A 14,047-nucleotide genomic window follows, 5' to 3' on the forward strand; every position below is an offset into this window, starting at 1 on the left:
GTGGCGGGCGTGCTGCTTTCGGCGTTGTTCGTGGTGGGTCTGCTCGCCGGAACCGGGATAGCCAGCAACGATTCCCATCGCGACTCCGAGGCGATGTCTGTGGACGAGTGGAATGGCGCCGGGCCAGAGGTCGGAGCGGAGTCGCGCTCCGCGGCTCAGCACTTGTTCGAGTCCTTCTCCGGGACGCAGGCCCAGCGCAGTGCGCTGGCGGTGGTGGCGGCGTACGGCGCCAACGCCGAGATGGACCGGTGCATGTCGGAGGAAGGGTTCCCGGAGTGGGATTGGTCGCTCGCGTCTGTGCCTGCGGATCCCGATGATGCCCTCGAGACGAGCCTCTGGCTGAATCAACCGATGAGCTACTGGCGATCGCACGACCTGGTGTCCATGCGCCCGTTCCTGTTTGCCGAGAAGGAGATGAACAACCCCACCGATGACGCGGAAGAGGCCGCCACTGCTCGGTGCAATGTGAAGTTGTCGTCCCCGATCGAAGGGGCCGCAGCATCGACACAGACAGAAGCCGATGCTGACTCTCCGTCACGGGCCATTGAGAAACTCCAAGATGCCTGGTGGACTCAGGTTGCCGAACTCGACGACGCCGTCGACGCGTCGCCCGACGACTACTACTCGTGCCTGCAGTCGAAACACTTGTCGATCTTCGAGAGTCAGGACTTGGAGGTGCAGGATCTTGGCTACGCCATGAGTGGCGCCTCTCCGGACGACGATGCGATTCCCTCCGACATATCGAACGAACAAGAGTGGCAGAACGGTCAGTGGCAGACGTTCTTGTCGGTCGAACGTGAGTACTTCGATGCTGACTGGTCGTGCCGCGCATCGATCTATGCCGAGAACATCGATCGAGTCGAGTCGCTCGTCGACAGCTTCGAACACGAGCACGCCGAGCAGATTCGGCGAGCATCGGACTATTGGGGATCTGTCGAAGAGAAGGCTCGTCGGCTCTCTTAACGACCCCCTGGATCCACCTCCACATACGCCCTGAGCCAGCGGTCGATCTCGTCGTAGACCCGGGAGCGGGCCGGCGCCCGGGAGAGCACCACGTCGTGCATCGCGCCGTCGACCGCGACCACGGTGACGTGGCGGCCCAGCGCGGGAGCGCATCGGCGCATCCTGGTCACGTCGAGGACGATGTCGGTGCTCCACACCTCGTCGGTGAGGTCGTTGGGCCGGCCGGTCCGGGCCGAGGTGAGCACCAGGGCGGGGGAGCGGAGGTCCAGGCCCTCGCTCAGGGTGGCCTGACCACGCTTGATGGCCCGCACCCAGCCAGCGTAGACCGGCCACGACTCCGGCGGCTTCCACGCAAGGTCGTAGTCCCATTCGCCCGACATTGAGGCATGCAGGCCCTGGGCATAGATGGTGGAGCGGTTGCGGGGGATCTCTCGGCGTGGCTGATAGGCGCCGACCCTTCGCACCACCTGCGCGCCCAGCCGCATCAGGAACGGTCCGTGCATGTCGACCCAGGGTGAGTTCAGCACCATGGCCCGGAACGGCACCGCGCGTTCGCGTGCCCACAACGGCACGGTCAGGCCGCCGGTCGAGTGCGCGCTGAGGAGGACCGAGTCGTGCCCGTCGCGCTCGGTGATCATCTGCCAGGCAAGATCGAGCTCTTCGAAGTACTCGCTCAGGTCGTCCACATATCCCGGTGTCTGGTGGTCGCGTAGGGAGCGGCCGTACTTGCGCAGGTCGAGCGCGTAGAAGTCGTAGCCGCGGTCGGCCCACCACTGGGCATACTCGGTCTGGAAGAAGTAGTCGCAGAAGCCGTGCACGTGCAGCACGGCGCGGCTCGACCCACCCTCGCCGGACTCGAGGCGGACCAGGTTGGCCTCCACCGCCCCCTCCACGTCAGGCTTCAGCGCGAACGCTTCCACGGCGTACGGCGCGCCGAGGACGTCGGTCTCCCAGCTCACACCCGTTCTCGTTCCTTGGCCGCGTTGACCAGCGCCTCGAACAAGGCGAGGTCGGTGTCCTGCTCGGGGTGCCACTGGATGGCCACGCAGAAGCGGTCCCCGGGGGCCTCCATGGCCTCCACAGTGCCGTCCGCGGCAGTCGCGGTGGCCTCGAAGCCGGGGTGTCGGTCGACGGACTGGTGATGGTGGCACGGCACGTGGGCATCGGAACCGACCAGCGCGGCGACCCGGGAGCCCGGCACCGTGGTGACCTCGACCGTGCCGAACACGCCCGGCTCCGGACCGTGGCCGAGATGGCCCACGGTGTCGGGGGTGTGCTGGTCGAGACTGCCGCCCGCCAGCACCGCCATCAGCTGCATGCCGCGGCACACCCCGAGCACGGGACGGGCGGCGCGCTCGGCGGCAGCGAGCAGGGCTGCCTCGGAGGCATCGCGATCAGTCCGCCAGCCCGCGGTGCGCGGGTGCGGCTGCTCACCGTAGCGGGCCGGATCGACGTCGGCGCCGCCGCAGATGATCAGCCCGTCCAAGCGGTCGATCAGCACATCGGCCTGGTCTGCTGTGGTTATCACAGCGGGCAACAGCACCGGGAGGCCACCAGCGGCGACCACGCAGTCGGCGTACTGCCGATGCAGCAGGTCGGCGCTCTGATGCCAAACCCCCCAGGCCGCCTCCTCCCGATAGGCGGTCAGGCCGATGACCGGTGTCACAGCGGCGTCACGTAGGCACCGGAGATGCCACCGTCCACGAGGAAGGTGCTTGCGGTCATGAAGCTGGACTCGTCGGAGGCCAGGAACAGCACCGCATTGGCCATCTCCTCCGGCTCGCCGAAGCGGCCCATCGGCACGTGCACCAGACGACGGGCGGCGCGCTCGGGATCCTTGGCGAACAGCTCCTGCAGCAACGGGGTGTTCACCGGGCCCGGGCACAGCGCGTTGACCCGGACCCCCTCGCGGGCGAACTGGACGCCCAGCTCGCGGGTCATCGACAGCACCCCACCCTTGGAGGCGGAGTAAGAGATCTGCGAGGTGGCGGCGCCCATCACCGCGACGAAGGAGGCGGTATTGATGATCGAGCCGGACTTCTGCTCCAGCATGTAGGGCAAGGCCGCCTTGCAGCACAGGTAGACGCTGGTCAGGTTGACCTCTTGGACCAGTCGCCAGGCCTCCAGGTCGGTGTCCAGGATCGAGTCGTCCTGCGGTGGGGAGATCCCGGCGTTGTTGAACGCGATGTCCACCGAGCCGTAGCTGTCCTTGGCGCAGGCGAACAGCGCGTCCACCTCGTCCTTCGAGGTGACGTCGACGTGGCAGTATGTCGCCCGCTCCGGGCCGCCAAGCTCCTCGACCAGCGCGGGCCCTCGCTCGTCGTCGATATCGCCGATCACGACCCGAGCGCCTTCCTCGAGGAATCTGCGGACCGTGGCGAGGCCGATGCCCGAGCAACCACCAGTGATGACGGCCACCTTGCCGTCGAGACGTCCTGCCATATCGAGTCGGGTCCTTTCTCAGTGGGCGAAGAAGACGTTCTTGACCTCGGTGAAGGCGTCCGGGGCGTCCGGGCCGAGCTCTCGGCCCAGGCCGGACTGCTTGTAGCCGCCGAACGGCGTCCAATAGCGCACCGAGGAGTGACTGTTGACCGAGAGGTTCCCGGCCTCGACCTCGCGGGCCACCCGCAGTCCGCGGCCCAGGTCACTGGTGTAGATCGACCCAGAGAGGCCGTACTCGCTGTCGTTGGCGAGCGCGATCGCCTCGTCCTCGTCGTCGAAGGGCATCACGGCCACGACCGGCCCGAAGATCTCCTCGCGCCAGATGCGCTCGGCCGTCGAGGTGGACTCGACCACGGTCGGCGCCATCCAGAAACCGGGACCGTCCGGGCTGGTGCCGGTGATGGCGGGGGAGACTCCGTCGAGGAAGCCCGCCACGGTGGCGCGCTGACCGGCGGAGATCAGCGGCCCCATCTCACTGCCCTCTTGAGCGGGGTCTTCCACGCGCAGGGCGCGCACGGAGGCGTCCAGGCCGCTGAGGAACTGGTCGTACGCCGACCGCTCGACGAGGATGCGCGACCGGGCGCAGCAGTCCTGGCCGGCGTTGTCGAAGACGGCGTACGGCGCGGTGGCGGCCGCCTGCTCGATGTCGGCATCGGCGAAGACGATGTTGGCGCTCTTGCCGCCAAGCTCGAGGGTCACCCGCTTCACCTGAGCTGCGCAGCCGGCCATGATCTGCTTGCCGACCTCGGTCGAGCCGGTGAAGGTGACCTTGCGGACCAGCGGGTTCTCGACGAACCGCTGACCGACCACCGAGCCCTTGCCCGAGATGACCGTGAAGACACCCTCGGGCAGTCCCGCCTCCAAGGCGAGCTCGCCGAGGCGGATCGCGGTCAGGGGAGTCAGCTCGGCGGGCTTCAGCACGACCGTGTTGCCGGCTGCGAGCGCGGGGGCGAAGCCCCAACCGGCAATGGGCATCGGGAAGTTCCAGGGCACGATGACCGAGACCACACCGAGGGGCTCGAGGAACGTCACGTTGGTGCCGCCCGACACCGGGATCTGTCGGCCGAAGAGCCGCTCAGGAGCAGCCGAGTAGTAGTTCAGGCAGTCCCGGACGTTGCCCGCTTCCCACCGGGCATTGCCGATGGTGTGCCCGGAGTTGCGCACCTCCAGCTGCGCGAGCTCCTCGATGTGCTCGTCCACGACGGCGGCGAAGCGGCGCAGCAGGCGGGCTCGGTCACCCGGTGCCACCGCCTTCCACGCGGGGAAGGCGTCGTGTGCCCGATCGATCGCCTCGTCGGCCTGATCGGCGCTCGCCGAGGGCACTTCCGCGATCGGCTGTCCGTCGACCGGGCTGATCACAGTGCTCGAAGCCACCCTCACATCCTCTCGAAGGAGCGGATCAGCTCCCAATCGGTGACTGCGGCGTCGAAGGCAGCAAGTTCGACGTTGGCCATGTTGGTGTAGTGGTCGACGACGTCGTCGCCGAAGGCGGCTCGCGCGATGGCCGAGGAGGTGAACACGTCTCGTGCGTCGTGCAGCGTGTGTGGCACTTTCTCCTTGTCGGAGTCGTAGGCGTTGCCCACCAACTCCGGCTCGAGGGCGAGGGCCTCGTCGATGCCGTGCAGTCCGCCCGCGATCATCGCGGCCAAGGCGAGATAGGGGTTCACGTCGCCTCCGGGGACCCTGTTCTCCAGCCGTGCGCTGGGGCCGTTCCCCACGAGTCGTACGGCGCAGGTGCGGTTGTCGCGGCCCCAGGCAACCGTGGTGGGGGCGAACGAGCCAGCGGCGAAGCGCTTGTAGGAGTTGATGTTGGGTGCGTAAAGCAGCGTGAAATCGCGCATCGTGGCCAGCATCCCGGCGATGAACTGGTCGTACATCTGGCTCCGACCGCTGTCGGTGTCCTTGTCGGCGAAGACGATGTCACCGTCGGCTCCACGCAGGGAGAGGTGGATGTGGCAGGAGTTGCCCTCGCGCTCGTTGAACTTCGGCATGAAGGTGATCGCCTTGCCGTGCAGCGACCCGATCTCCTTGGCGGCGGTCTTGTAGACGCTGTGGTTGTCCGCGGTCACCATCGCGTCGGCGTAGAGGAAGCCGATCTCGTGCTGCCCGAAGTTGCACTCGCCTTTAGCGCCTTCGACGTTCATGCCCGCGGCGTACATGTGGTTGCGGATGTCGCGCAGCACCGGCTCGACCCGAGAGGTGCCGACGATGGAGTAGTCGACGTTGTACTGGTTGGACGGCACCAGGTCGCGGTAGCGACGGTCGAAGGCCTCCTCGAAGGAGGTGTCGAAGAGGATGAACTCCAGCTCGGTCCCCGCGAGGGCGACCAGGTTTCGCTCGGCCAGCCGATCCAGTTGGTGGCGCAGGATGGTGCGCGGGGACTGCACCACGGGGGCATGGTCGAGCCAGACCAGGTCGCACTGCACCATTGCCGTCGCCGGCAGATGGGTGAGCAGGCGCAGGGTGTCCCAGTCGGGCACGAACTCCATGTCGCCGTACCCCCGCTGCCACGACGAGATCGCATAGCCGTCCACGGTGTTCATCTCGATGTCGACCGCGAGCAGGTAGTTGCACCCTTCGGTGCCGTGCGCCAGTGCCACGTCGAGGAAGTACTGCGCGTGCAACCGTTTGCCCTGGAGGCGGCCCTGCATGTCGGTGAACGCCAAGATCACGGTGTCGATCTCACCCTCCCCGATCCGGGTCCGGAGGTCGTCGAGGGTCAGGTAGCGGTCGTTGGGTGCGGTCATCGGTGTCCTCTCGTCGTGATCAGCCCAAGAAGCCGCGCAGCAGCGCGGCGGTGTCCTCGCAGTGGTCCGCCATGAGGTGCCGTGCCTCCTCGGCGCGACCCTCCAAGATCGCACTGCAGATCTGCCGGTGGTCGCGGTGGGAGTGGGCGATGTTGGCACCCAGCACCGGGATCGCGCTGAGCATCTCGTGCAGGCTGGCCTGCACGGAGGTGACGGCGTCGATGGTGCGGGGCGACTCGGTCAACGTCGCAATCGTCAAATGGAACCGGGAGTCGGCCTGTCGGTGCGCGGCCCTGACGCGGGCATGAGTGACAGCGTCGAGTGCCTGCTCCAGCCTGGACCGACTGTGCTCGGAGAGCGACAGCTGCGCGGCCTGGTAGGCCGCGCCGGGCTCGACCACCCGCCGGAAGTCCAGTGCGTCCAGCCAGTCGGCTCGCTGCTCTGGGCTGGTGCGGGCGGCCTTGCGGGCCGAGGGCGTGCGCAGCTTCAACGTCACCGCAGTGCCGCCGTGCCTGCCCCGCTTGGTCTCCACCAGGCCCGCTTCTCGCAGCGCAGCGATCGCTTCGCGCAAGGTTGCGCGGGAGACATCCAGCCGTTCGGCGAGCTCGCGTTCACTGGGCAGAACGGTCCCGAGGGGGTAGACACCGAGCCGGATGGCAGTGGCCAGCTGCTCGACACACGACTCGAACGCATGATGACCACGCACCGGGCGCAGCACCACCTTCGACAGGTGGGCGTGCGGCTCAGCGGTCACTCGGGACAGTCTTGGACCTCGTTGGCGAGGGTGTCAATGGTCTGAGTTCAAACCAATTCGGCGAGAACTATTTACGCCGCCGAGATCTCGGGTCTAGCCTGCGGCCAATCGCTTGCTTCATCCCGAGAGGTCTGACATGCCTGAAGGCCACGAGAACGTCGAAGAGCAACTCCAGCACCTGACCGAAGACGAGAAGCACCTCGCGAAGCTGGGCTACAGCCAGGACCTGCACCGGTCTTGGTCCGGCTTCTCCAACTTCGCCATCTCCTTCTCCATCATCTCCATCCTCGCCGGCTGCTTCACCAACTTCGGCGCCGGCTTCAACAACGGCGGCCCGATCTCGATCTCCTGGTCGTGGCCGATTCTCGGCATCTTCATCCTGATCATCGGCTTCACCATGAGCGAGCTCGTCTCCGCCTACCCGACCTCGGGCGGCATCTACTGGTGGGCGGCCAAGCTCGGTGGCCCGCGAGCCGGCTTCTTCACCGGCTGGCTCAACCTGATCGGCCTGGTCGCGGTGACCGCCGGTGTCTCCTACGGCTGCGCCACGTTCATCGACCTGACCATCAGCACCTACTCCGACTCCTACGCCGCCAACTACTCCTTGACCAGGGTCTTTCTGATCTTTGTGGTCGTCCTCGCGCTGGCGTCCCTCCTGAACATCTTCAGCAGTCACCTGATGGCGATCATGAACAACGTGTCGGTCTGGTGGCACGTCATCGGCGCGGCCGCGATCGTCCTGATTCTCATCATCGTCCCGGATCAGCACCAGAGCTTCAGCTACGTGTTCACCGAGCGGTTCAACAACTCGGGCTTCTCCGGCGGCAGCACGAGCACGTTCGGATTCTGGTTCGCCGTGGTCCCGTTCGGCTTCCTGCTCACGCAGTACACCATCACCGGTTTCGATGCCTGCGCCCATCTCTCGGAGGAGACCGCCTCGGCCTCGATGGCGGCGGCGAAGGGCATCTGGCAGTCGATCTTCTACTCGGTGCTCGGGGGTTACATCCTGCTGCTCGCGGTGGTTTTCGCCGTTCCGAACGACGCCGCGGGCAACCCCGACAACGCCGGAGTGGGCGCTGGTGGCGTCGCGTACATCTTCGTGCAGTCGATGGACCGGAACTGGGCGACTCTCGTGCTGTTCATCTCGGCGTCGGCCCAGTTCTTCTGTGCCACCTCCTGCATGACCTCCGCGTCGCGGATGACGTATGCGTTCAGTCGTGACGGCGGTGTCCCGGGCTCGTCGCGCTGGTCGAAGCTGAGCGCCAGCCGGGTGCCGGCCAACGCTGTGGTTCTGGTAGCCGTCGTGGCCGCCGTCGTCACACTCCCAGCCCTCATCGAGGTCAACCTCGGGACAGCGGACGAGCCCTACGTCGTGCCGGTCGCCTTCTACGCCGTCACCTCGATCGCCGTGATCGGCCTCTACCTCGCCTTCGCGATCCCGATCTTCCTGCGTTGGCAGCACGGCGATCGGTTCGAGGTCGGCACGTGGAACAACGGCGCGAAATACAAGTGGATGAACCCGATCGCGGTTGCCGAGATCATCATCGTGTGTCTCTACCTGATGATGCCGTTCGTGCCCGGGGCGGTGCCGTTCAGCGACGAGTTCGAATGGAAGTTCGTCAACTACGCCCCCATCGTCACCGTTGGTGCCCTCGTCGTGTTGGCGATCTGGTGGTCGGTGTCGGCGAAGAACTGGTTCACCGGCCCGAAGATGACTATCGATGCCTCGGTCGCCGAGGCACTCAAGTGAGGTGACTCTCGAGGATCTGGACGAGCTCCTCGACCAGGTGGAGGTGCTTCGGCACCGCACCTCGGTCGAGGAGCTGTCCGGTGGGCTGACCAACCGCAATCTGAAGGTGTCCACGCCTTCCGGCGTCTACGTGGTGAGGGCATCCTCGAGCGACGCCAGCCTGCTCGGCATCGACCGCGACGCCGAGCACCTGAACACCGCAGCCGCTGCTCGCGCTGGCGTCGGAGCCGAGGTGATCGACTATCGACCGGACCTCGGCATGTTGCTCATCACCTTCCTGCCCGGGCTCGCCCTGGCGAACGAGTCGTTCACCGATCCGGGCGTGATGGCTCGCGCCGCGCAGGCGTGCCGCCTGCTGCACGCAGGCCCGGAGTTCACCGGCGTCTTCGACATGTTCACCCGACAGGCGGGCTACCTGACGACGGTGAAGGAGAACGGCTTCCCGTTGCCGGAGGGCTACGAACGGTTCACCGACGCGTTTGCCGACGTGCGTCGCGCCCTCGCCGTCTCTCCACGCCCGCTGGTGCCGTGCAACAACGACCTGTTGGCCGGCAACTACCTCGACAACGGTGAGCGGATCTGGCTCATCGACTACGAATATTCCGGCATGAACGACGCGTGCTTCGAGATCGGCAACACCTCGACCGAGTGTGAGTTCACCCCGGAGATGACCGAAGCCTGGACCGAGGCCTACTTCGGCAGCCTGCATCCGGCGGATCTGGCGCGGGTGCGACTCCAGGCCCTGTGCAGTGAATACGGCTGGTCGCTGTGGGGGTTCATCCAGGCCGCGTCCAGCCCGATCGACTACGACTTCCACGAGTGGGGAATGCACCGGTTCGAGAAGGCCGCCCGGACCTTCACTGGTCCCGACTTCGAGCATCTCTTGGGGCAGGTCGCCGATGCCTGAGCTGCCGTCGCGTGCCCAGGTGGTGGTGATCGGTGGGGGAGTGATCGGCTGCTCCACGGCCTACCACCTCACCAAGCTCGGTTGGGGCGACGTGGTGCTGCTGGAGCAGGGCAGCCTCTCGGGGGGCACGACCTGGCACGCGGCGGGGCTGGTCGGGCCACTGCGGGCGACCGAGAGCGGGACCCAGTTGGTGCAGTACTCCGCCGACCTCTACGCCTCCCTGGAAGCGGAGACCGGGCTGGCCACCGGCTATCGGCCGGTGGGCGGCGTGATCGTCGCCCGGACCGAGGACCGGCTGACCGCGCTGCGTCGTACTGCCGCCAACGCCATCTCCTACGACATGGACTGTCGGATGCTGTCTCCGGACGAGGCGGGGGAGATGTGGCCGGCGATGCGGACCGACGATCTGCTCGGGGCGATCTGGCTGCCCGGCGACGGCAAGGTCAATCCGACCGATCTCACCCAGTCGCTGGCCAAGGGCGCTCGGCAGGGTGGGGCCCGGATCTTCGAGCGGACGCGGGTCACCGAGATCCTGGTGGCCGAGAGCGGCGGACGGCGGCGTGCGGTCGGCTGCCGCACCGATCAGGGTGACATCGAGGCGGAGGTTGTCGTCAACTGCGCGGGCCAGTGGGCCAAGGCGCTCGGCGACGCGGTCGGCGTCACCGTCCCGCTGCACTCGGCCGAGCACTTCTACGTCGTGACCGAGGGGCTGGACGGGATGCACCCCGATCTGCCGATCATGCGCGACCCGGACGGCTACACCTACTTCAAGGAGGAGGTCGGCGGCCTGGTCATCGGCGGCTTCGAGCCCGAGGCCAAGCCGTGGGTCTCGCCGGACCGGATCCCCTATCCCTTCGAGTTCCAACTGCTCGAGGAGGACTGGGACCACTTCTCGGTGCTGATGGACTCCGCCCTGGTCCGGATCCCCGCGCTGGAGCACACCGGGATTCGGAAGTTCTACAACGGACCGGAGAGCTTCACGCCCGACAACCAGTTCTTGTTGGGCGAGGCGCCCGAGCTCGACGGCTTCTTCGTCGGAGCCGGCTTCAATTCGGTCGGCATCGCGTCGGCCGGGGGAGCGGGCCGGGCACTGGCGGAGTGGATCGTGGCGGGGGAGCCGACCTCGGATCTGCTCTCGGTCGACATCCGCCGGTTCGCGCCGTTCAACGCCAACAACCGATGGCTGCGGGCCCGCGTCGCCGAGGTTCTGGGTGTCCACTACGAGCTGCCCTGGCCGAACCGCGAGCTGGCGACCGCACGACCGTTCCGGTGCTCACCACTGCACGATCGGCTGGCTGCGCGGGGTGCCAACTTCGGCTCCCGGATGGGCTGGGAGCGGCCCAACTTCTTCGCCCCCGCCGGCGAGTCACCCGAGCTCGTCTACACCTGGGGCAAGCCGCACTGGCTGCCCTGGTCGGCCGCCGAGCAGCGCGCCTGCCGTCAGCAGGTCGCGGTGTTCGACCAGACCTCCTTCTCCAAATACGTCGTCTCCGGCTCCGGCGCGGTCGCGGCACTCCAGTGGATCTGCGCCAACGACGTCGACGTACCCGTGGACCGTTGTGTCTACACGCCACTGCTGAACCGCCGCGGCACCTACGAGTCCGACCTGACGGTGACCCGCACTGGACCGGAGGAGTTCCTCCTGGTGAGCAGCTCGGCCACGACCGTGCGCGACCAGGACTGGATCCGCCGCAACCTGCCGGACCCTGCTGCCGTCGAGGTCCGCGACGTCTCCGCCGCACACGCCGTCATCGGTGTGATGGGACCCTCGTCCCGAGACCTGCTCGGTCGGCTGACCGACGCCGACCTCTCCGAGGAGGGCTTCACCTTCGCGACCAGCCGGATCATCCCGTTGGGCCACGCGCTGGTGCGGGCGACCCGGATGACCTACGTCGGCGAGCTCGGCTGGGAGTTGCTGGTGCCGGTGGAGTTCGCCATCGGCGTCTACGACGCGCTGATGGCCGCGGGGGAGGACCTCGGCGCCCGTGACGCCGGCTACTACGCGATCGAGTCGATGCGGCTGGAGAAGGGCTACCGAGCCTTCGGGCGGGAGCTCACTCCCGACTACGGGCCGGTGGAGGCGGGTCTGGTCTTCGCGACCAAGGTACGCACCGACGTACCCTTCCTCGGCCGAGAGGCCCTGGAGGCGTCCCGCGCCCAAGGACCACGCCGCCGGCTGGCCGGCTTCGTCGCCCGGGACCCCGAGGCCATGCTCTGGGGCGGCGAATTGCTGCTGCGCGACGGCCGCCGCGCGGGGCAGGTGACCAGCGCCGCGTGGGGCGAGGCGTTCGGTGGCTGCGTGGGGCTCGCCTACGTCGAGGATCTCGACGCCACCGTCACGAGCTGGGACTTCGTCGAGTCGGGCAGCTGGCAGGCCGACGTCGGCGGTCACCTGGTGCCGCTCGACGTGCGCCGCTCACTCGGCTGAGGAATCCTGTCTGTGTGATCACTGCTCACCTCGCCGAGAGACTGGACTACCTGCTGCGGGAGCAAGGTCGGCCCTGGGAGCCGGCATCAGGGGACCGGTTCGTCGTCCCGGGCCGCGACCTCGAAGAGGTGTTCGTGATCGCGGAGATGACGATCGAGGTCGAGGAGTTGCCGAGCGGGCGGCACATCCGCTTCAACGGCACCACGGAGTGGGCTCTCGACAGCATCCTCGCCTCTGACGTGCTGTGGATCCCGTGGGAGCACCAACTCCGCGAGCTGTTGGGCCCCCGATTCGTCTCGCTCGTCCGACGTGGCCCGTCGTACGTCGTCCTCACCGCCGACGACTCCGAGGCGACGGCGGACGACCCCGAGACGGCGTACGCGTTGGCCGTCATCGGCGCGGGGTCGCCTGAAGGCAAAGCTGCGGATATCTAGCTGGCTATACTCTTGGTATGGCCAAGGTGATGGTGTCGCTGCCCGATGACCTCCTCGTCGAGCTGGACGCAGAGGTCAAGCGCAGGGAGACGAGCCGCAGCGCGCTCCTTGCCGCCGCAGCACGACGCGAGCTGGCGCGTCGCGATCCGGGCAAGGTTGCGGCCGCCATCGCTCGGTCGGAACGGCGCTTTCGACAGGCAGGCAGCTTCGAGTCGGCCGATCTCGTGCGTGCGGATCGAGACGACCGGCGATGACACGCCTCTTGCTCGACACGTCGGTGTTGATCAAGTGGTTCCACTCCGAGGGGGAGGCCGAGGTCGACGAGGCACGCGCGATCAGGGATGCGCACCTGCGGGGCGATCTCGACGCGCACATCTTGGATCTGGCGATCTACGAGGTCGGCAATGTCCTCGCACGCGCGCTGGGGTGGGGCGCCGGCGACGTCGCGGCCCAGCTCGATGACCTCCTCACCATCGTGGGGCCACCACTGGTCATGTCGCCGGTTTGGCTCCCTGAGGCCGCCCGTCTGGCCGAGGTGCACGGCCTGTCGTTCTACGACGCCAGTTGGGCCGCGACCGCAGCGGCACTGGATGTTCCGCTTGTCAGTGCGGACCGACGGCTCGTGGCCGCGGGCCTGGCCCACACAGCCTCGGACATGGCGTCCGGCCGGATCTGACTCACCGATAGTCGGCGAAGAGACGCTTGGCGCTGCCGTCGACGGTCATCTGGCCGCCGTACGGCACGATCCACTGCGGTCGCGTGTGCCCGAACGGCGGACCGACCACGACCAGGGCGTCGGGGTTGTAGCGGTCGACGAGGGAGATCGCCATGTCACGCTGCTCGTCCCGCTTGGCCTTGCGCTCCTCCGCCGATGGTCTAACCGTGAAGTCCGAGGTGGGCGGCCGTGCTACGCCGCCGTCGAGGACCGCCAGATCGGAGGGGAACCTGCCGGCGGTGAGGATCCACTGGATCACCTCGATACAGCCGCCCCAGGTGCGCCCGGTGACCGACGTGGAGGGTCCCGACCAGACCCACGCCTCGGTCGGCTCGCGCTCACCGGACTCGGTGAGGGCGCGGGGGTCGTTCCAGTCGCGGCCGAAGTCTTCTGATTCGCCGGGCTCGGTGATCTCGAGACGCTCGCCGGTGAGGAGCGCGGCACGGAGGGCCTGCGCGTGGATCGGATCGATGCCCGGCCCCGGTCCGAGCTGCACCTGCGTCGAGCCGACGTAGTAGCCCGGCACCCCGTGGGTCCACAGCCAGTTGAGGATGTTGGTGTTGTCGCTGTAGCCGAGGAACGGCTTCGGATCCCTACGCACCAGCTCTGCGTCGAGGTGAGGGACCACGGTGATCTGATCGTCCCCGCCGATGGTCGCCAGCACGGCGCGGATGTCCGGATCGGCGAAGGCCGCATTGAAGTCTGCGGCTCGATCCCGCGCAGAGGCGCCAAGCTCGCGGGTGGTCGGGAACTCGACCGGCTCGAGCTCCGTCAGTGCCGCGAGGCGCTCCAGCGCTTGCTCGTTGATTCGCGGGGCAACGGCTGGCGCCGCGAACGAAGGGGAGAGGACGGCGACCTTGTCACCGGGCCGGGCCTTCGGGACCGAGACGAACTCCATGGCTTGACG

The 14,047-nt window shown here is 67.4% G+C and carries 14 protein-coding genes; 7 read left to right on the forward strand and 7 right to left on the reverse strand.

From position 1 onward, the window contains the following. Complete coding sequence (locus QM714_RS03935) at window positions 1-963, forward strand: hypothetical protein (protein ID WP_415097785.1); 963 nt, start codon at window positions 1-3, stop codon at window positions 961-963. On the opposite strand, the gene QM714_RS03940 is transcribed toward QM714_RS03935, so the two are convergent. From QM714_RS03940 to QM714_RS03965, 6 genes are read right to left on the reverse strand one after another with little or no spacing between them, the layout of a single operon-like run. Next, window positions 960-1,922 carry an alpha/beta hydrolase gene (locus QM714_RS03940; RefSeq protein ID WP_415097787.1) on the reverse strand — a complete coding sequence of 321 codons (963 nt, stop codon included), beginning with the start codon at window positions 1,920-1,922 and terminating at the stop codon, window positions 960-962. The genes QM714_RS03935 and QM714_RS03940 overlap by 4 nt on opposite strands. Further along, window positions 1,919-2,629 carry a gamma-glutamyl-gamma-aminobutyrate hydrolase family protein gene (locus QM714_RS03945; RefSeq protein WP_415097789.1) on the reverse strand — a complete coding sequence of 237 codons (711 nt, stop codon included), beginning with the start codon at window positions 2,627-2,629 and terminating at the stop codon, window positions 1,919-1,921. The genes QM714_RS03940 and QM714_RS03945 overlap by 4 nt, the downstream gene beginning before the upstream one ends. Further along, the gene (locus tag QM714_RS03950) at window positions 2,626-3,405 is read right to left on the reverse strand and encodes a 3-oxoacyl-ACP reductase (RefSeq protein ID WP_415097791.1); all 780 of its coding nucleotides are present in this window, start codon (window positions 3,403-3,405) and stop codon (window positions 2,626-2,628) included. The genes QM714_RS03945 and QM714_RS03950 overlap by 4 nt, the downstream gene beginning before the upstream one ends. Before the next feature lie 18 nt (window positions 3,406-3,423). Further along, window positions 3,424-4,779, reverse strand: a complete 1,356-nt coding sequence (locus QM714_RS03955) for an aldehyde dehydrogenase family protein (RefSeq protein WP_415097793.1) — start codon at window positions 4,777-4,779, stop codon at window positions 3,424-3,426. 2 nt (window positions 4,780-4,781) lie between these two features. Continuing rightward, complete coding sequence (locus QM714_RS03960) at window positions 4,782-6,152, reverse strand: glutamine synthetase family protein (RefSeq protein ID WP_415097795.1); 1,371 nt, start codon at window positions 6,150-6,152, stop codon at window positions 4,782-4,784. Between the two features lie 19 nt (window positions 6,153-6,171). Beyond that, window positions 6,172-6,906: a FadR/GntR family transcriptional regulator gene (locus tag QM714_RS03965; RefSeq protein WP_415097797.1), complete on the reverse strand. Its 735-nt coding sequence runs from the start codon at window positions 6,904-6,906 to the stop codon at window positions 6,172-6,174. A gap of 136 nt (window positions 6,907-7,042) precedes the next feature. Between QM714_RS03965 and QM714_RS03970 the strand changes: the two genes are divergently transcribed. From QM714_RS03970 to QM714_RS03995, 6 genes are read left to right on the forward strand one after another with little or no spacing between them, the layout of a single operon-like run. Next, window positions 7,043-8,656, forward strand: a complete 1,614-nt coding sequence (locus tag QM714_RS03970) for an amino acid permease (RefSeq protein WP_415097799.1) — start codon at window positions 7,043-7,045, stop codon at window positions 8,654-8,656. 1 nt (window position 8,657) lies between these two features. Continuing rightward, entirely contained in the window at window positions 8,658-9,563 is a 906-nt protein-coding gene (locus QM714_RS03975; protein ID WP_415097801.1) for a phosphotransferase, read from the forward strand. Then, window positions 9,556-11,991, forward strand: coding sequence for a GcvT family protein (locus tag QM714_RS03980; RefSeq protein ID WP_415097803.1), 2,436 nt, complete (start codon window positions 9,556-9,558; stop codon window positions 11,989-11,991). Before QM714_RS03975 ends, QM714_RS03980 begins: the two co-directional genes overlap by 8 nt. Before the next feature lie 14 nt (window positions 11,992-12,005). Continuing rightward, complete coding sequence (locus tag QM714_RS03985) at window positions 12,006-12,425, forward strand: pilus assembly protein CpaE (RefSeq protein ID WP_415097805.1); 420 nt, start codon at window positions 12,006-12,008, stop codon at window positions 12,423-12,425. 17 nt (window positions 12,426-12,442) lie between these two features. After that, the gene (locus QM714_RS03990) at window positions 12,443-12,679 is read left to right on the forward strand and encodes a ribbon-helix-helix protein, CopG family (protein WP_415097807.1); all 237 of its coding nucleotides are present in this window, start codon (window positions 12,443-12,445) and stop codon (window positions 12,677-12,679) included. Further along, the gene (locus tag QM714_RS03995; protein ID WP_415097809.1) at window positions 12,676-13,101 is read left to right on the forward strand and encodes a type II toxin-antitoxin system VapC family toxin; all 426 of its coding nucleotides are present in this window, start codon (window positions 12,676-12,678) and stop codon (window positions 13,099-13,101) included. Before QM714_RS03990 ends, QM714_RS03995 begins: the two co-directional genes overlap by 4 nt. A gap of 1 nt (window position 13,102) precedes the next feature. Here the strand turns inward: QM714_RS03995 and QM714_RS04000 are convergent, their stop codons facing one another. Continuing rightward, window positions 13,103-14,038, reverse strand: coding sequence for an LD-carboxypeptidase (locus QM714_RS04000; protein ID WP_415097811.1), 936 nt, complete (start codon window positions 14,036-14,038; stop codon window positions 13,103-13,105). Window positions 14,039-14,047: the final 9 nt, after the last annotated feature.

This window comes from Nocardioides sp., from assembly GCF_047602075.1.
In the GTDB taxonomy this organism is placed as follows: Bacteria; Actinomycetota; Actinomycetes; order Propionibacteriales; family Nocardioidaceae; genus Nocardioides.